Source organism: Nocardia sp. NPDC051911, from assembly GCF_040681035.1.
GTDB lineage: Bacteria > Actinomycetota > Actinomycetes > Mycobacteriales > Mycobacteriaceae > Nocardia > Nocardia sichangensis.
In genome coordinates, this window is the sequence record NZ_JBFAXY010000006.1 from 45,758 (window position 1) to 63,483 (window position 17,726).

A 17,726-nucleotide genomic window follows, 5' to 3' on the forward strand; every position below is an offset into this window, starting at 1 on the left:
TGCTACGGGGAACAACGGATTTTCCGCCCTCCGCGCACCGCGCCCAGCACCCATCGAGTGCGCCGAAATCATCGAACATCACTGCCTCCGAATCTGTTTCGGAGCCCACCTGCCGGGTATCCGTCGCGAGCGGAGGTGAGGCGGGTGGCGCAGGGATTGCAGAAGAGGTTTGCGGTGCGACGCCGGCTGCGCGGGCCCGCGGATCTGCCGTGGCGGTCGTGGTCGGGCGTGGTCGAGCGGTCGGTCGGCGAGTTCCAAAGGGACAATCTCACCGACTGGGCCGCGGCGCTGACGTACTACAGCGTGCTGTCGCTGTTTCCGGGGTTGATCGTGTTGACCGCAGGACTGGGCATGCTGGGACGCGACGACACCAAGGCGCTGATCGACACCATGCGCGAGATCGCGCCGGGCAGCGGTACCGATCTGCTTGTCGACGCGGTGAACAACATAGAGCAAGCGCAAGCACCCGCCGGACCGCTGGCATTGCTCGGATTGGCGTCGGCGCTGTGGACCGCGTCCGCCTACATCGGCGCGTTCATGCGCGCGACCAACGCCATCTACGACATCGCGGAGGGGCGGCCCGTCTGGAAGACCGTGCCGGTGCGGGTCGCCCTGACCGCCGCGGTGGTGGTCCTGCTGGGCGCCTGCACCGTCGGCGTCGTCGTCAGCGGTTCGCTGGCCGAGCAGATCGGCCGGTGGCTCGGCCTCGGGCACGCCACGATCACAGTGTGGGGCATCGTCAAGTGGCCGGTGATGATGGCACTGATCGGTCTGGTCTTCGCCCTGCTGTACTGGGCGGCGCCGAACGTGCGGCAGCCGGGATTCCGCTGGCTGACGCCCGGTAGCGCCATAGCCGTTCTCCTCTGGGCGGGCGCGTCCTGGGGGTTCGCTTTCTATGTCGGCCACTTCGGCTCCTACAACCGGGTCTACGGCTCTCTTGGTGGCGTGGTCGTCTTCCTCGTCTGGCTGTGGATCTCGAACATCGCGATCCTGCTGGGCGCGGAACTCGATGCCGAACTCGCGCGTGCGCGCAGCATCGCAGGCGGCCACCCCGAGGATGCCGAGCCCTACTTGCCGCCGCGCGACGAGCCGGACGAATGAGCGACAACCGCAAGGGTTTCGCGGGGAAGCGCCGGCGCATCGGTGACACAGCCACGCCGCACACGGCGTTTGAACCCGTCCGGTCAGGTAAATCGAAGCCCGTCTGGATCGGGCATTTTCGAGAGGATTCGCATGGCTCAGCGCACTGAAAACTCCGTCGCCGGAAAGCCCGCCACCATGCCGTCGGACATCAAGGGGAAACTGTCGGTGTTCGACCGCTTCGCGACAGCGGCCAGCGCACTGGCCTCCAAAGCGGGATTCTTCGTCTTCTGTGTGATCCTGGTCTTGGTGTGGGCGCCGACGATCTTCCTGCTGCCGAGCGTCGACACCTGGCAACTGGTCATCAACACCGCGACGACGATCATCACGTTCCTGCTCGTCGCGTTGCTGCAGAACACTCAGAGCCGCTCCGACGCCGCCATCCAGCAGAAGCTCAACGCCATCGCCGACGGGCTGGGCGATCTGATGCGCGAGCTGAGTTCCGAGCACCCCGAACTCCTGCGTCACCGCCGCGAACTCACCGACGCCGTCGGCCTCGAGAATCGGGAGAGCGCGGGATGATCGGCGCGCAGGCCGGCAGCAGCCGGCCTGCGCGTCCGCCGATCCGTCACCGCTGCTCGGTCTCGCCGCTCTTGTCGGCTTCCCGGATCGCTTCGGCGAGCTCACGGCGCAGGCGCTCGGCATTCGCCTCGTCACCCGCGTCCGAGGCGGTGGTGATGTCCTGGCGCAATTGCGCGATCGTGTCCTGCGAAACCATAGGACCTCCTCGTCTCTCGGGACGGCGTTGTCGAAGGACGCCACCGCGCCCTTCGTGGTCAGGGTGGCCGCTGAGGTGCGGACGAAACACGTCGATGCCCGCGCCACCCGCCCGTGCTCCTCCCAGGTGCCCGATGCGATCGCCGCGCGGCGGGTAGAGTAGAGGTCTCCCGACGGTTGAAACGCAGCCGGAGCGGGTATTCACCTCATCTCGGTGCGTGCGGGATCGGAGCCTCGTCGCAGTTGGTGGTACCAACCGCGCGCCTCGCCTGAATCGACCACGGTTGTGACCAGGCCGCACGTCGAAGCAGAGTCGCTCGACAAACCTTTTACGACGTGCTGGGCGGGATGCCTTATCGAAACAGCAGGAGTGTCGCAGCAATGGAGTCATTGGCCTTCCACAGCGACAGTTTGGGCGACACAGAGGAATTCCTCAATTCCAACTACACCAGGATGCGGATCGGCACCAGCACCGGTGTGGCGGTGCGCACGGACATCACCCGGAAGATGCTCGGTCCGGTCAGCCTGGATGATCTCGACCTGAGCTTCGACATGAAGTACGACGCTCATCCGCTGGGCAAGATCTGCCTGTGTGAGGTGGGCTCGGGGTCGATCGAAGAGAACTATGCCGACGGCACCACCGACTTCTTCCAGTCCGGTGAACTCGGGCTGCTCACGCCACCGGACCTGCCGTACTCCGGGGTGGTCCACCATGCCCGCTACCGCATCACGATGTTCGATCCCGCGCTGCTGACCCGGGTGGCGGCCGCGAGCCCCGAGCACGACCTGGAGCCGGTTCGCCTGACGGGTCATCGCCCGGTCTCCGCGGTCGCGGCGAGGCATCTGTCCGACGTGCTGGGGCATATGCGCGGTCTCGCCGCGGATCCTGTGGCCAGTGAGGCGCGGCTGATCGCATCCACCGCCGTGCAGTACCTGGCCGCCACCGTGCTGCACACCCTGCCGAGCACCGCACACCTGGATCCGACGGCGAGCGACCGCAACGACGCCCATCCCGACACCGTGCGGCGCGCAGTGGCGTACATCGAGGCACATGTGTGCGAGGACATCAGCGTGGCCGACATCGCCGCGGCCTCCTATGTCAGCGCCCGTGCGCTGCAACTGGCGTTCCGCCGCCATCTGGACACCACGCCCATGGCGTATCTGCGGCGGCTTCGCCTGCGCGGGGCGCACGAACAACTGCGCGACTTCTCGCCCGACGACGGGCACACAGTGACCTCCATCGCCGCGGCTTGGGGCTTCGCTCACCCGGGACGATTCGCGACCGCCTATCGCGGCGCGTACGGCCGACCCCCGCACACGACGCTCAGCGCGTGACGCGGCGGGGCCTTCGGCCCGCGGCGAGTCCGGGCGACCGCGGTCAGTCCCGCATGGCGCGCTCGCGCAGCTCGGCGAGCGTCCGTGCCAGCACCCGGGAGATGTGCATCTGCGAGACGCCGAGCACCGCGGCGATCTGTGCTTGCGTGCGCGATTCGAAAAAGCGCATGTGCAGCACGCGCCGCTCTCGCTCGGGCAGTTCGGCGAGCAGCGGAGTGATCGCCAGGGCCTCGTCGGTCAACTCGTAGGACGGGTCCTCCTCGCCGAAGGTCTCCGCGATCCGGACCGAGGTGCTGCCGGTGTCGTCGTCCTCGACGACGGCGTCGATCGAGTTCGTGGAATAGGCGTTGCCTGCCAGCAGCGCTTGCGTGACTTCCGTCAGGTCGAGGTTCAACTCCACGGCGATCTCCAGCGCGGTCGGCATCCGTTCCAGGCGCTGGGAGAGCCGCTCCACGGCCGGGCCGATGGTCAACTGGATCTCCTTGATCCGGCGCGGCACCCGCACCGCCCAGCTGTGGTCGCGGAAGTGGCGACGCACCTCGCCCATGATCGTGGGGACCGCGAACGACAGGAACGACGGTCCCCGCGCCGGGTCGAACCGATCGACCGCGAGCACCAGCCCCACAGCCGCGATCTGGTACAGATCGTCGTAGTTTTCCCCGCGACCGACGAAGCGACGGGCGATGTGCTCGGCGAGCGGTAGACACCGCCGCAGAATCGCTTCCCGCAATCGCGAGCGTTCGGGATCGTTCTCGTCCATCGCGGACAGTTTCTCCAGCCACGGTTCGATGCCGTCGTAGCTGTCGGTTCCGCGCCGCGTCCGGCGGGGTGTGGCGGTCCTGTGGTTCGCGGTCGCCAATGACATGAGCTTCCTCGATTCCCGTTGTCCAGCGATCGACGCGCTCACCGGTGGTGAACGAGGCGATGATCGCGGGGTACCGCCCGGCGGCTGCCTCAAGCGCTCGTGGGCGGTCTTGTTCGTAAATCGGACGGCCGACAGCGTGGATCTGCGTTCTCGGGACCGCGGGTCAGCGCCGGACGCCGCCGGAGCGGAACTCCGGACGTACGGCACTCGCGCGGGTCGTGGGCACCGCCGTGTACCGCAGGCGCCGGGCACGCGACGACCGGCACGCTCCGTCCCACTCCGAGGACCTCCACGATGCGCCGCACGGGGCCGTCGTCGGGCACGGTCACGCCGACCGAGATGCCCGCTCGCGCAGCCCATCCCGCCAGCCGCAGCACCATACTGACGCCCGCGCAGGAAAGGAAACGCAGCTCGCAGAGGTCGATCACGACCGAAGTAAGATTCGCAGTTGTGTCGCAGTAGTTTTCGACGACATCGATGATCGCGGTGAAGCACTCGTCGGCGCTCGCGGCGTCCAGTTCACCGTGCGTCACCACGAGCAGACCATCCGCGGTCCGGATGCCTTTCACGCCGTACTGACAGGTCATGCGCACCTCCCGCGGCCGGTGTCGGCACGAGACCGCATGCTCGAGCCTGACAGCCATCGACGTGCATGTCAGCGCGTTAGACGAAGTCCCACGGAACATCGGTCCGAAAAACGAAATGCCCGCATCGCCGGGGGGCCGCCTCTCGCACGATCAGTCGGGCGGTATCCGGTGATGGACGGTGAGCAGGATGTGGTCGAACGCGGCGACCAGGTCCGCAGGTGGCGGCGGGACGAGCGGAAGTTCGGCGATCAGTTGCTGGGCGAGCGCTCGCAATTTGGTGTTGGTCTCCTGAGAACGCCAGCGCAGCACTTGGAACGCCTGATCTGCGCTGATCTGATAGATGCGCATGAGCACCCCTTTGGCCTGCTCGATCACCGCGCGATTCTCGTAGAGTCCGGGCAGGGTCGCGGCGAGCATGGCTTGGTGCGCTTCGGCGATGGTGCCGGAGAGGTCGACGTAGAAACCGGAGGTGCCGACGGCGGTGCCGGCGTCGTCCAGGATCCGGTCGGCGACGACGAGCACGGTGTGTTCCTGACCGGACAGGTCGATGAACCGGTGCCTGCTCGAGAAGGTCTCCCCTCGGTCGATGGCGCGCTCGATGATCTCGGCGACGTGCGTGCGGTCGTCCGGGTGCTTGTGCGCCAGCAACAACTCCGTGGTGGGCTCGATCTCACCGGGCCGGTAGCCGTGCATGCGATACACCTCGGCCGACCATTCCCAGCGACGGGTGGCGAACCAGAACCGGAAGCTTCCCACCGCGGGCTGGTCCGACGGCATGGAGCTATCTGCGAGCACGTCGGACATGTGGGGTTGCACGTGTTGAGTCATGAATGCAATGCCTCTCCGAGGTACAGGGGCTTGCGGCCGCGACACCACGGCACCGCCGCCATCCCTTCGACGGGATCGCGCGGACACGGGCGCGTTCGGCCGAGAATCCGCTGTTGACTCAACGGCCGGCGCGCGCACATCGTGATGGCAGCCGGTGACCTGCGAACCCAGTATGTCATCTGCGGCGGGCTCGGGCACGAGGAGGTTCGGTTACCGCCGGAAAAGCGAGGCAGGACGCGGTTTCCGAACTTCGGGGTGATCGCTTGGTACACAAGGTTTTCGAGGCAGGCGGATCAGGTCCACAGCCGGTCCCAGGCGGCGGACGCTCCGGAAACCGTCGCCGCTTCCGTCTCCGAGAACGCGGCGGCGGCGCCCGACCCGACGAACTCGGCTGCCGCGAGCACCGCGCGGCGCACCGCGCTCTCCGGTCCACGCCCCTCGGCCAAGCGGGCTGCCGCGGCAACGGCGAAGCTGTCCCCCGCACCGCAGGTGTCGGCGCCATCCGGCGCCTTTGCCACGGACGGAAGCGGGATGCGCAGGCGTTTGCCCGACGCGCGCAGGCAGACCAGGGCCCCTTCCGTTCCGAGGGTCACCGCGATCGCCCCGACAGCCCACCCTTTGGCGAGCCTCCACAGGTCAGGTCCGTCGTCGAGCCGCCCGGACAGCAGGGTGAGCGCTTCCGCGTGATTCGGGGTGACCAGGGCCGCGCCCGGGATCGGTACGGGTCCGCGGGGATGGGGGTCCCAGACGATCGGAACGTGGTCGGCGTGGGCGCGCAGCAGCCCACGGATCTGCGGGTGGGCCGCGGCGCCGCCACCATAGTCCGAGACCAGGACCGCGCGCGCCGCCGCAAGCACGGCGACCGCCTCGTCGGGAAGCAGGTCGGCGCCGACCTGCCCGGCGCCGGAGTCGATTCTGGTGATCAGGATGGGCCGCCGGGACTGCCGGGCACGGGCGTGGCCGTTCGGGGCGCAGGGGCCGATCGCCCGCACTCGCTGCTTGCAGACCGTCGAACCGCGCTGGGGAAGGGCGATGACCCGCACGTGCGAGTCCAGCAGCCCGCGCAGCCGGGCAGCCGCCTCGTCTTCCGCGAAGCCCGCGATCAGCACCACTTCGCGCTCCTGCGCCGCGGCGAGCCGGGCCGCCAATCCCGCGCCACCGGGGCGGAACGTCCGGTGCGCGACGTCGACGACGGGAGCGGTCGTATCCGGGCTGCATCGGTCGGCGCGGCCCTCGACATCGATGTCGAGCAGCGCGTCGCCGATCACGACGAGCGGGTCGCCCGCTGCCATCACGGCCGCTCCAGCTGGGAAGACCCGAAGTCGGCCGACAGGTGCCGGGCTTCGGCGGCGCTCCCGCCACGGCCGTCGCCACCGGATCCGGCCGTCGGGCCCGCGTGCTCGGACACCGTGACGATCTGCACTGCTGTCTCCGTTCGCCGAGGACGATTGGATGGAACGCGCAGTTACCGATCCGGGCCTCACGGCGAAGCCCGCACGTGCGGACATGCCCGGACCGAACGCGCCGAAACATTCCGTCTCGGATGCGGCGCGGTTTGTGCCGTCGGACCCCGGGTAGAACGACGACATTCGTTCCGGGCCGTCGGATCGTCTCCACAGGAGGTCGCATGGGACAGACGAGCGCGATCGATGCGGAACTCGTCTCCTCTCGTCCGGTGCTCGGCCCGCTCGGCGAGACCTTCCCCGATGTGCGGCGCATCGCGGTACTGCGCGGCGGCGGTCTCGGCGATCTGCTGTTCGCCCTACCCGCGATCCATGCGCTGGCGGCGAGGTATCCCGGCGCCCGCATCATCTTGCTCGGTTCCGCCGAGCACGCCGCGCTGCTGGCCGACCGGCCAGGCCCCGTCGACGAGGTGGTGGTCGTCGACGGGGAGGGCAGCGACGGAGGCACGGGCGGGCACCGGTTGGGCCCGATCGATCTGGGTGTGCAGCTGCACGGCGGAGGCGCGTGGTCGAATCCCTTCCTGACCAGCTTGCGGCCACGGTGGACGGTGGGTTCCCGCGCCGAAGGGGCCGCTCCCCTGTCCCGCATGCTGCCGTTCCGCTACTACCAGCACGAGACCTTGCGAGCGCTCGAGGTGGTCGGCCTGGCCGGCGCGGCGCCCGTGCTGCTCGAACCCCACCTCGAGCCGACGCCGGCGGATCGCTCCGCCGCCGCCGAGATCCTGCGCGGCCTGCACGGGCCGGTCGCGGCCGTTCATCCCGGAGCCAGAGATCCCCGCCGCCGATGGCCTCCGGAACGCTTCGCCGAGGTCGCCGGCCACTGCCTCGACCGGGACATGGCGGTCGTCCTCTTGGGCTCGGAGCCCGATCGCGACCTCGTCGAGGACCTCCGCTGGCGTATCGGCGCGCGATCGTCCGACGGCGTGCGGACCCGGCAGGTCCGCACGCTGATCGGCGCGCCGCTGCCCACGCTGTGCGGCGTCCTGGCCCGCAGTGCGATCTTCGTGGGCAACGACAGCGGACCCCGTCATCTGGCCAGGGCGTTCGGTACCCCGACCGTGGGCATCTTCTGGATCGGCAACGTGATCAACGCCGGGCCGCTCGGCCGCGCCCGTGACCGGGTGCTGATGTCGTGGACCACGGCCTGCCCGGTCTGCCACCGCGACTGCACCGACGAAGAACTCCCCCGCTGCCCGCACGACGTGTCGTTCGTCGCGGGCGTACGGGCCCGAGACGTCGTCCGCGACATCGATGATCTGCTCGATCACCGCTGACCACAGACCGGTGCACACCCGCGCGAGTCGGGGGAACCGCTCACCAGGCGACTGATACACCTTCTACGCTGGTTGGCCGGTACCGCACAGCAGGTCCACCGGGGGATGGCGAGTGACCATCGACTGGATGTGATCGCGTGAACCCGGCGGAGCGGCCGGGTGATTTCGTGGAGCGGATGACGGGATTCGAACCCGCGACCCTCACCTTGGCAAGGTGATGCGCTACCAGCTGCGCTACATCCGCATTCGCATCGCGGTGACCGTGATGCGACACAGAACATTAGCGGACACTCGTGACAAAAAGCCAATCGCCGCTATGCCCGTACGACCCCAGACCGGTCGCGGCGCAGGCCGAGACCGGCCGCGATCAGGCAGGCGACGGCGACGACACCGACGAACCACGGGAACACGGCGCTCAGGCCCCAGGTGGTGGCCGCCCAACCGGCCGCGATAGTGGGCAGCGCCATGGCCGAATAGGCGAGCAAGTAGTACGCCGACATGGTCTCGCCGCGCTTGTGTTGCGGCACGACATCCGACAGGTGGCGCAGCGATCCGCCGAAACCGAGTCCGAAGGTCGCGCCCAGCGCGACGCCCGCGGCGAGCACCACCACCCAGTTGTGTGTGGCCAGCGCGGGCACCGTCAGCACAAGCGCCAGCGCCATGCCGGTGTCGCCGAGGATCGCGGCCCGCCGAGCGGGCACGCCGGTCGCGAACAGTTGCGCGGTGGCGCCGGAGAGGGCGGTCGAGGCGACGACGGCGCCGCCGAAGACCAAGTTGTGGATGCCGGTCTGCTGCGTGGCCAGCGAGGGGTACAGCGACAGCAGCACGCCCAGCACCGACCAGGCCGCCATCACGCCGATGGCCGAGAACCAGAAGTCGGCCCGAATCTCCGGCGGCACGGCGGGTTTCGCGATCCGGATGCGCCCGGCCACCCGGGCCGAATGCGGTTCGCGCAGCGCGAGCACGCCGACGCCGATCGCGAGGCAGACGACGGTGATCACGACGTACGGCGTCCGCAACGGATGCGGCGCGTACTGAGCCAGCAGCGCCGAGCCCAAGATCGCCACCGCCATTCCCACGTTGAACGCGACGCCGCTGAGTTGCCCGGACCGCGCGCCGCGGTGCGGACGCAGATCCAGCAGCGCGGCCGCGCCCGCGACCACGGTCGAGCCGACCGCGACGCCGTGCAGCGCACGGGCCAGCAGCAGCATGGGCACGCTGTCGGCGAGCACGAATACCAGCAATCCGGCGACCATTGTGGCGAAGGCGCCGAGCAGCACCGGTTTCCGGCCGACCACATCGGAGATCCGCCCGGATACCAGCACCGCCCCCAGGGCGGCCACCGCGTAGACCGCGAACACGATGGTCGTGGTGAGCGGCGAGAGATGCCACTGTTTCTGATAGATGCCGTAGAGCGGCGCGGGAACGCCCGAAACCCCCAGCGCCACGCCGCTGGCCGCCAGCACCAGGGCGTAAGCCCAGCGCTGTGAGGTCTGCTCGTCGACGGCCACCGCCATCGTCGCTGCCATCGGAACTCCGATCAGGTAGGTTTGATGATGATCGAACAGCAGTCGACGATACATCCGGTACGACAATCATCAAACCCGAGAGTGAGCCAGATCATGGTCGATGTCCGAGACGCGGACCAGCAGGCGCCCCCGGTGGCCACCCTGCCCGCGGTGCTCAGCGCGCTGCAGGACCCGGTGCGCCTGGAAATGGTGCGCCGGCTCAGCAACGCGGGAACGGCGGTCCGCTGCGGCGCGCTCTACGAGGTGATCAACAAGTCGACCGCCACCCACCATTTCAAGATCCTGCGCGACGCGGGCGTGATCGAGCGCCTGGTCATCGACGGCCAGACCTGCCAGCGTCTGCGCACCGACGAACTCGAGTCCGCTCTGCCCGGACTGGTGCCGACGATCGTGGCGGCCGCCAACCGCGCCCGGCCGGAATGACCCGGCCGAGCGGGTCTGCGGTCAGCAGTTGTCGAAGCGCCACTGCCCGTCGACGAATGTCCAGGTCTTGGGCTTCGAGTCGTCCTGGGCGGCGCGGGCGTCGAAATTCTTGACCGTGACCGTCCCGGTCGATCCGGACGTGGTGACGGTGATCTCCGACGGCTTCGACTTCAGGTCCCGGCCGTCGTACAGCTGCGCCATGGACGCCACGTAGTCGTCCTCGTTGAGCGTGAGCCTGCAACGCGCGGAACGGAATCGGTACGCGGCGGCGTAGTCGTGACTCGCCAGCGCCTCGGTCATCTTCGTGGCTTCCGTGCGCAGTGCGGCCTCGGTCGGCTCACCCGGCTCGCCCGCGTCCGCGTCCGTTCCGCCGCACCCGGCCAGCACGACGACGGACAGCGAAACCGCGCCGAGCAGGCGAAGGGCACGACTTGTTCGGTTCATCTCGACTCCTTGCCAGAGATCGCCGGATCCGACACCCGGACAATCGAGTTCAGCGCCCTCCGGCGAAGAACCGACGGCCGGGCGGCCGAAACAGTATCGCGGCGGGGGATGCTCCGCCAAGCGGCAACCCCGCGCCCGCGTGCGGATCAGCTCGGCACCAGCCGCCGGACGGCAGCGGGCAGATCACGGGTGCGCTTGTACGGTCCGGCGACCGACGCGGCGAACGGCCGCGCCAGCAAGGTCCGCGCGACGGCCGACACTTCCTCGGTCGTGACGGCGTCGATGCGGGCCAAGGTCTCCGACACGGTGCGGTGGTTGCCGTAGCTGAGTTCGCTGCGCCCCAACCGGTTCATGCGCGAGGCCGAATCCTCCAGACCGAGCACCAGCCCGCCGCGCAACGAGCCCTTGGCGCGGGCGCACTCGGCGTCGCTGATGCCGTCGGCTGCGACTTCCTCGAGAACGCCGCGGGCCAGTGCCGCCACCTGACCGAGGTTCTCCGGCTGGCAGCCGATGTAGACCGAGAACGCTCCGGTGTCGGCGAAGGTGTCCACGCTGGAATACACCGAATAGGCCAGTCCGCGCTCCTCCCGGATGCGCTGGAACAGACGGGAACTCAACCCGCCGCCGACCACGGTGTTCAACACCGACAGCGGCCAGCGCCGGTCCCCTTCGTGCCGCCCGAAGGCGCGCACGCCGAACACCAGATGAGCCTGCTCGCTGTCGCGATGGCTCCAGTGCAGCTGCGGGTCGCCGTGTGGGCGGAACCGGCCCTCGCGCCGCCGGGCGGGCGCCGCCGCCAGGTCGAGCCGGTTCTCGAAGGCACGATGCACCAATTCCACGGTGTGGTCGTGCTCCACGTTGCCCGCGACCGCGACCACCATCCGGTCCGGCCGGTAACGCCGCAGGTGGAACGACCGCAGCTGCGCGGCCCGCATCCCCTCGATGGATTCGATCGAGCCGATCACCGGACGCCCGATCGGATGATCGCCGAACAACGCCGCCAAGAAGGAGTCGCCGACCAGGTCCTCGGGGTCGTCGTCGCGCATGGCGATCTCCTCGAGCACCACCTGCCGCTCCACGTCCACGTCCGAGGCCCGGCACAAGCCGTTGAGCACCACGTCGGAGACCATGTCGACCGCCAAGGGCAGGTCGTCGTCCAGGACATGCGCGTAGTAGCAGGTCTGCTCCTTCGCGGTGAACGCGTTCAGCTCGCCGCCGACCGCGTCCATCGCCTCGGCGATGTCCAGGGCCGACCGCGTCGGCGTCGCCTTGAACAGCAGGTGCTCCAGGAAGTGGGCAGCTCCCGCGACGCTCGGGCCCTCGTCACGCGATCCGACACCGACCCAAACACCCACGGACGCCGAACGCACCCCGGGCAGATGCTCGGTGACCACCCGCAATCCGCCGGGCAGTACGGTACGCCGCACGCCGCTGTCCGAGTCCGCCCGCAGCTCGAGTGACGAACCCCCCTGCCCGGTGCTGAGCAGAGGGGTTGTCGTCTTCTTCTTCGTCACAGAGACAAGTACTACTCGGTCCCGGCCGAACCCGCATCGGCCGTGTCATCGCCGGTCTCCTCGGCGTTCTCCTCGACCGGCACGAGCGAGATCTTGCCGCGATTGTCGATGTCGGCGATCTCCACCCGCAGCTTGTCGCCGACGTTCACCACGTCCTCGACCTTCGCCACGCGCTTGCCGTTGCCCAGCTTGGAGATGTGCACCAGACCGTCGCGGCCCGGCAGCAGCGAGACGAACGCGCCGAAGGCGGTGGTCTTGACGACCGTGCCCAGGAAGCGCTCGCCGACCTTCGGCAGCTGCGGGTTGGCGATGGCGTTGATGGCGTCGATCGCGGCCTGCGCGGACGGGCCGTCGGTCGCGCCGACGAACACGGTGCCGTCGTCCTCGATGGAGATGTTGGCGCCGGTGTCCTCGGTGATCTGGTTGATCACCTTGCCCTTGGGGCCGATCACCTCGCCGATCTTGTCGACCGGGATCTTGATCGCGGTGACGCGCGGCGCGTACGGGCTCATCTCGTCCGGGGTGGTGATGGCCTCGGCCATCACGTCCAGGATCGTGGTGCGCGCGTCGTGGGCCTGGCTCAGCGCGCCGGCCAGCACCTGCGACGGGATGCCGTCCAGCTTGGTGTCCAGCTGCAACGCGGTGACGAACTGGCGGGTGCCCGCGACCTTGAAGTCCATGTCGCCGAAGGCGTCCTCGGCGCCGAGGATGTCGGTCAGCGCGACGTAGCGGACTTCTTCCTCACCCTGGTCGTTGGTGATGGTGTCCGACACCAGACCCATCGCGATGCCGGCGACCGGCGCCTTCAGCGGCACACCGGCGTTGAGCAGCGACAGGGTGGAGGCGCACACCGAACCCATCGAGGTGGAGCCGTTGGATCCCAGCGCCTCCGACACCTGACGGATGGCGTAAGGGAACTCCTCCTGGCTGGGCAGCACGGGAATCAGCGCCCGCTCGGCCAGCGCGCCGTGGCCGATCTCGCGACGCTTGGGCGAACCCACCCGGCCGGTCTCGCCGGTGGAGAACGGCGGGAAGTTGTAGTGGTGCATGTAGCGCTTGCTGGTCTCCGGGCCGAGCGAGTCGACCTGCTGGGCCATCTTCACCATGTCCAGCGTGGTGACGCCCAGGATCTGGGTCTCGCCACGCTCGAACAGCGCCGAGCCGTGCGCCCGGGGCACCACAGCGACCTCGGCGGACAGCGCGCGGATATCGGCCAGCCCGCGGCCGTCGATGCGGAAGCCGTCGGACAGGATCCGCTGACGGACCAGCTTCTTGGTGACGGAGCGGAATGCCGCGCCCAGTTCCTTCTCCCGCCCGGCGTAGTCGTCGGCCAGGCGGTCGAGCACGGCGAGCTTGATCTCGTCGATCTTCTCCTCGCGCTCCTGCTTGCCGGAGATGCTCAGCGCCTCGCCCAGCTCACGCTTCGCGGTGCCCTCGACGGCCTCGTACACGTCCCGGCCGTACGGCGGGAAGAGCGGGAACTCCTCGGTGGGCTTGGCGGCCAGTTCGGCCAGGTCCTGCTGCGCGCGGCAGAGGCGGGCGATGAACGGCTTGGCGGCCTCGAGCCCCTCGGCGACGACAGCCTCGGTCGGCGCCTGCGCACCGCCGTCGACCAGCGCGATGACGTTCTCGGTCGCCTCCGCCTCGACCATCATGATCGCGACGTCACCTGACTCGACCACGCGGCCCGCGACGACCATGTCGAATACCGCGCCCTCGAGCTGCTCGGTGGTCGGGAAGGCCACCCATTGGGATCCCGCCCCGTCGTGGATCAGCGCGACGCGCACGCCGCCGACCGGGCCGGAGAACGGCAGGCCCGCGATCTGGGTGGACGCGGACGCGGCGTTGATGGCCACCACGTCGTAGAGGTCCTTGGGGTCCAGGCTCAGCACGGTGACCACGACCTGGATCTCGTTGCGCAGGCCGTCGACGAACGACGGACGCAGCGGACGGTCGATCAGGCGGCAGGTCAGGATCGCGTCGGTGGAGGGGCGGCCCTCGCGGCGGAAGAACGACCCGGGGATGCGGCCCGCGGCGTACATCCGCTCCTCGACGTCAACCGTCAGCGGGAAGAAGTCGAACTGGTCCTTGGGCTGCTTGCCCGCGGTGGTGGCCGACAGCAGCATGGTCTCGTCGTCCAGGTAGGCGACGACCGAACCGGCGGCCTGCCTGGCGAGGCGTCCGGTCTCGAACCGGATGGTGCGGGTGCCGTAGCTGCCGTTGTCGATCAGCGCTACGGATTCGAACACGCCCGGCTCGACCTCGACGGCCGAGCTCTTGCGTTCAGTTGTTTCGGTCATTCTTCTCTCTCAACCTCTCGTCTTCGCCGGCTCCAGCGCACGCTGGCGCGATCCGGCTGTCGTCAGCCGTACCGGGTACGGACGCGCGGCAACCCTCCTGGCTGCGGCGCGCACACCCGGCCGAATCCCCTTGGACACGGCGACGCGGAGGCGGTCATCGATCGAAGCCCGACGGCGCCAACTCGCTGCCGATAGGCCACTACCGAAGACCGACGCCACGCGACGGGTGCATACGGCTGTGCAATGTTGTCGTGCGACGGGGGCAATCCGCACCCCTGTACACATATAACCAACGGTGCGATTGTACGTCTCCCCGTTGGCCGAACCAGCGACCGCCTCGGACACCCCCGTGTCGAGCAGCCGCCTACCACTCCGTCCATCGGCGCACCGGCTGCCCGGTGGCCACGGCCGGAAACCGCGCAAGCAGGGCCGGACCGATACCCCTGATTTCTGACGCGGCAGGCGCAACAACCCCCGGCCCGCGTCGGGTCCGTATGAACCACGACGGATCGCCTCACGAGCACGTAGGCGTGCACGACTCGGCAGCGCGAAAGCACCACGAGCAATGGTTACCAGCGGCGACCCGAACGCTTAGAACAGCAACTCTCCATCGACGGCCCCGCCGGACGGCGAACGAACAAACCGACACCGCAGCCCCACCAACGGATACTTCCCGAACAACACGGCCTCGCCGACGGATAACTCCCGACAACAAGGCCCCGCCGACGGATAACCCTCGACAACACGGTCCCGCCACCCGGACCGCACCGTCAGCACAAGGCGCGCTCAGCTCACCTCGACCACGTCTTTCGAGCGAAGCGAGACCAAGCCTGTTCCGTTCGCCGCCCGGCTCGCGTCCGAGTGGCCGCTGCGTCCGCGACGAAGTCGCCAGCAGTGGCCGCTCGGACGCGAGCCATGAAGGGGCGGCGAACACCCAGCGCCGCAGGCGCTGGAAATCAGCGCCTGAGCCCGAGCCGCTCGATCAGCGAACGGTAGCGGTTGATGTCGTTGTCCTGCAGGTACTTCGACAGCCGCTTGCGACGACCGATCAGCGCCATCAGGCCGTGGCGGGTGTGGTGGTCGTGCTTGTGCTTCTTCAGGTGCTCGGTGATGTCGGCGATGCGCTTGGAAAGCAGCGCGATCTGCGCCTCCGGGGAACCGGTGTCCTTCTCGTGCAGGCCGTACTCGGCGAGAATCGCCGACTTCTGCTCGGTGGTCAGTGCCATGGGGCATCCACTCCTGTTTCTCAGTTCCGCGCTCGAATGTCCGGTTACCCGGGTGCGGGCGCCACCGCGGACCGCAGCAAACCCGAGGGACCACCCTACCGGACCGGGATCTTCCCGCCGAAATCGCGGGCCGACCGAGTCCCATCCGGGCAACGACGCTCGCCCGCGCTGATCGAGCACGAGACCCGCCGCTACAGCGATCCGCTCGAGTTCGGAATTCCCGACGCTCAGCGGGCGTCGACGGCGGTGAGGATTTTGCGCGCGGTCTCCACGTCGCGGCCCATGCACTCGATGAGCTCGTCCACCGAGTCGAATTTGCGCTGGCCCCGGATGTGCTCGACGAAGTCCACCGCGACGTGCTGACCGTAGAGATCGGCCTCGCCGTCGAGCACGTACGCCTCCACCGTGCGGGCGCGTCCGGAGAAGGTCGGGTTGGTGCCCACCGAGACGGCGGCCATGGCCCGCTCGCCCGGGGTGACGGTGCCGATGGTGGGGCCGGGGCCGAGCACGGTGAACCACCCGGCGTACACGCCGTCGGCGGGAATGGCGGCATGCATCGGCGGCGCGACGTTCGCGGTCGGGAAGCCGAGTTGCTTGCCGCGGCCGTCACCGTGTACGACGACGCCCTCCACCCGGTGCGGACGCCCGAGCGCCTCGGCGGCGGCCGCCATGTCCCCCGCGTCGACGCACGAGCGGATATAAGTCGAGGAGAAGGTCACGGCGTGTTCGGCGAGCAGCGTCACGCCGTCGACCTCGAAACCGAATCGCTTGCCGAGCTCGCGCATGGTCTCGACCGTGCCCGCGGCCTTCTTGCCGAAGGTGAAGTTGTCGCCGACCACCACCTCCACCACGTGCAGCCGCTCCACCAGCAGGTCGTGGACATAGCTCGCCGGAGTCAGCTTCATGAACTCCTGGGTGAAGGGCATGACGCAGAACACGTCGACACCCAGTTCCTCGGCCAGTTCGGCGCGGCGGGTCAGGGTGGTCAATTGCGCGGGGTGCGACCCGGGGCGGACCACTTCCATCGGGTGCGGATCGAACGTCATCAGCACCGCGGGCACGCCGCGCGCGGCGGCGGACTTCACGGCCCGGCTGATCAGCTGCGCGTGGCCGCGGTGCACACCGTCGAACACACCGATCGTGAGGACACAGCGCCCCCAGTCCGCGGGCACCTCGTCGAGACTTCGCCATCTCTGCACAGTGCGCAGCCTACGCAAATCAGGTAGCGAACAGTATTCGGGCGTGCTGATCTCACACAACGGTTGCGCGGCCGTGAGCCGACGTGGAGGTGCGAAGCGCGCCGGGGCCCCGCGCGCCGGTTCGCGCCGCGCGGCCGCGCCGCGAACCGGTCGGATCATCCGAACCGCGGCACGACTCGTGCCGCAACCGCGGCGGTGGGATAACCGGCAGGTCGCCGTGGCCGTCGCACGACGGCGCGCCGCGGGGCCGCTACGTCGGGGTCGGCGACATCGCCGCGGAAGTCTTCGCGCACCGGAAACTAACCGGACGGATTCGCGAAAGCGCCGATATACCCCGGGTTTTCCACGGGCCCGCAAGCTCGTCTCACCAGCAGCGGGAATGGTCTAGCGTCCAATTCGTCGATGACGGAATGCCCCGGAGTAGCCATGAAAAGCGCAGTCAAGCACGTGCGTGTGATCAAACCGTCCGATGCGGCCGAAACAATCGGACGGCAACGACAACGCCTCATTCCTTGCATCACCACGGAAACCTGTGGCGCCACCGGCATTTCGGCGGGCATGGTCAACATGGCCCCGGGAGCGATGTCGAAAGCGCATTATCACGCGCACAGCGAGATCGTCGTCGTTTGCCTGCGCGGGCGAGCGGCCACCTTGATCGGCCCGGAACTGACGCCCTATTTCCACGGTCCCGGTGAGTTCATCTACATCCCCGACGGCGTCGTGCACGTGGCGGTGAACCTCGACGATGCCGAGGACCTGGTCGCGGTGGAAATGCGGACCGATCCCCTGTTCAACGACGACGTGGTGCTGACGCCGGAGTACGACGCCCACGTGCCCGAAGCCGTTGCCCGCCTGCGGCGGCGCGGGCCGGCCGGCGCCTGA

18 protein-coding genes and 1 tRNA gene are annotated in these 17,726 nt (G+C 68.7%); 6 read left to right on the forward strand and 13 right to left on the reverse strand.

Annotated elements, in window-relative coordinates; translation table 11 throughout:
* Window positions 1–144: 144 nt before the first annotated feature.
* The gene (locus AB0L97_RS09280; protein ID WP_364426910.1) at window positions 145–1,101 is read left to right on the forward strand and encodes a YihY/virulence factor BrkB family protein; all 957 of its coding nucleotides are present in this window, start codon (window positions 145–147) and stop codon (window positions 1,099–1,101) included.
* 132 nt (window positions 1,102–1,233) lie between these two features.
* Window positions 1,234–1,662 carry a low affinity iron permease family protein gene (locus tag AB0L97_RS09285; RefSeq protein WP_364426913.1) on the forward strand — a complete coding sequence of 143 codons (429 nt, stop codon included), beginning with the start codon at window positions 1,234–1,236 and terminating at the stop codon, window positions 1,660–1,662.
* 46 nt (window positions 1,663–1,708) lie between these two features.
* Here AB0L97_RS09285 and AB0L97_RS09290 read toward each other — a convergent pair whose 3' ends face one another.
* On the reverse strand, window positions 1,709–1,858 hold the full coding sequence (locus AB0L97_RS09290) for a hypothetical protein (protein WP_355070152.1): 150 nt from the start codon (window positions 1,856–1,858) through the stop codon (window positions 1,709–1,711).
* 380 nt (window positions 1,859–2,238) lie between these two features.
* Between AB0L97_RS09290 and AB0L97_RS09295 the strand changes: the two genes are divergently transcribed.
* Window positions 2,239–3,192: a helix-turn-helix domain-containing protein gene (locus tag AB0L97_RS09295; protein WP_364426917.1), complete on the forward strand. Its 954-nt coding sequence runs from the start codon at window positions 2,239–2,241 to the stop codon at window positions 3,190–3,192.
* A gap of 43 nt (window positions 3,193–3,235) precedes the next feature.
* On the opposite strand, the gene AB0L97_RS09300 is transcribed toward AB0L97_RS09295, so the two are convergent.
* The 5 genes from AB0L97_RS09300 to AB0L97_RS09320 all read right to left on the reverse strand — a co-directional run bounded on the left by AB0L97_RS09300 (window position 3,236) and on the right by AB0L97_RS09320 (window position 6,895).
* A complete protein-coding gene (locus tag AB0L97_RS09300; protein WP_364426920.1) occupies window positions 3,236–4,057 on the reverse strand; it encodes an RNA polymerase sigma factor SigF in 822 nt (273 codons plus the stop codon).
* An 89-nt stretch (window positions 4,058–4,146) separates the two neighbouring features.
* A complete protein-coding gene (locus tag AB0L97_RS09305) occupies window positions 4,147–4,644 on the reverse strand; it encodes an STAS domain-containing protein (protein ID WP_364426923.1) in 498 nt (165 codons plus the stop codon).
* Between the two features lie 150 nt (window positions 4,645–4,794).
* Window positions 4,795–5,472, reverse strand: coding sequence for a PAS and ANTAR domain-containing protein (locus tag AB0L97_RS09310; protein ID WP_355070142.1), 678 nt, complete (start codon window positions 5,470–5,472; stop codon window positions 4,795–4,797).
* Between the two features lie 293 nt (window positions 5,473–5,765).
* A complete protein-coding gene (locus AB0L97_RS09315) occupies window positions 5,766–6,764 on the reverse strand; it encodes a PfkB family carbohydrate kinase (protein WP_356961441.1) in 999 nt (332 codons plus the stop codon).
* Window positions 6,764–6,895 carry a hypothetical protein gene (locus AB0L97_RS09320; protein WP_364426928.1) on the reverse strand — a complete coding sequence of 44 codons (132 nt, stop codon included), beginning with the start codon at window positions 6,893–6,895 and terminating at the stop codon, window positions 6,764–6,766. The genes AB0L97_RS09315 and AB0L97_RS09320 overlap by 1 nt, the downstream gene beginning before the upstream one ends.
* 204 nt (window positions 6,896–7,099) lie before the next feature.
* On the opposite strand from AB0L97_RS09320, the gene AB0L97_RS09325 reads away from it, so the two are divergent.
* Complete coding sequence (locus AB0L97_RS09325; RefSeq protein WP_364426931.1) at window positions 7,100–8,209, forward strand: glycosyltransferase family 9 protein; 1,110 nt, start codon at window positions 7,100–7,102, stop codon at window positions 8,207–8,209.
* Between the two features lie 168 nt (window positions 8,210–8,377).
* Here AB0L97_RS09325 and AB0L97_RS09330 read toward each other — a convergent pair.
* Both AB0L97_RS09330 and AB0L97_RS09335 read right to left on the reverse strand, forming a co-directional pair.
* Window positions 8,378–8,453 (reverse strand) — tRNA-Gly (locus AB0L97_RS09330).
* A 70-nt stretch (window positions 8,454–8,523) separates the two neighbouring features.
* On the reverse strand, window positions 8,524–9,738 hold the full coding sequence (locus AB0L97_RS09335) for an MFS transporter (protein ID WP_355070136.1): 1,215 nt from the start codon (window positions 9,736–9,738) through the stop codon (window positions 8,524–8,526).
* A gap of 93 nt (window positions 9,739–9,831) precedes the next feature.
* Between AB0L97_RS09335 and AB0L97_RS09340 the strand changes: the two genes are divergently transcribed.
* On the forward strand, window positions 9,832–10,161 hold the full coding sequence (locus AB0L97_RS09340; RefSeq protein ID WP_364426935.1) for a helix-turn-helix domain-containing protein: 330 nt from the start codon (window positions 9,832–9,834) through the stop codon (window positions 10,159–10,161).
* 21 nt (window positions 10,162–10,182) lie between these two features.
* Here the strand turns inward: AB0L97_RS09340 and AB0L97_RS09345 are convergent, their stop codons facing one another.
* The 5 genes from AB0L97_RS09345 to AB0L97_RS09365 form a co-directional block, all read right to left on the reverse strand.
* Window positions 10,183–10,605: a hypothetical protein gene (locus AB0L97_RS09345; protein ID WP_364426938.1), complete on the reverse strand. Its 423-nt coding sequence runs from the start codon at window positions 10,603–10,605 to the stop codon at window positions 10,183–10,185.
* Between the two features lie 146 nt (window positions 10,606–10,751).
* Complete coding sequence (locus AB0L97_RS09350) at window positions 10,752–12,092, reverse strand: pitrilysin family protein (protein ID WP_355071003.1); 1,341 nt, start codon at window positions 12,090–12,092, stop codon at window positions 10,752–10,754.
* Between the two features lie 38 nt (window positions 12,093–12,130).
* Window positions 12,131–14,419, reverse strand: coding sequence for a polyribonucleotide nucleotidyltransferase (locus AB0L97_RS09355; RefSeq protein ID WP_355070130.1), 2,289 nt, complete (start codon window positions 14,417–14,419; stop codon window positions 12,131–12,133).
* A 956-nt stretch (window positions 14,420–15,375) separates the two neighbouring features.
* Window positions 15,376–15,645: a 30S ribosomal protein S15 gene (gene rpsO, locus AB0L97_RS09360; RefSeq protein ID WP_039799352.1), complete on the reverse strand. Its 270-nt coding sequence runs from the start codon at window positions 15,643–15,645 to the stop codon at window positions 15,376–15,378.
* A gap of 227 nt (window positions 15,646–15,872) precedes the next feature.
* Entirely contained in the window at window positions 15,873–16,844 is a 972-nt protein-coding gene (locus AB0L97_RS09365) for a bifunctional riboflavin kinase/FAD synthetase (protein WP_355070128.1), read from the reverse strand.
* A 402-nt stretch (window positions 16,845–17,246) separates the two neighbouring features.
* Between AB0L97_RS09365 and AB0L97_RS09370 the strand changes: the two genes are divergently transcribed.
* Complete coding sequence (locus AB0L97_RS09370) at window positions 17,247–17,726, forward strand: cupin domain-containing protein (protein ID WP_355070126.1); 480 nt, start codon at window positions 17,247–17,249, stop codon at window positions 17,724–17,726.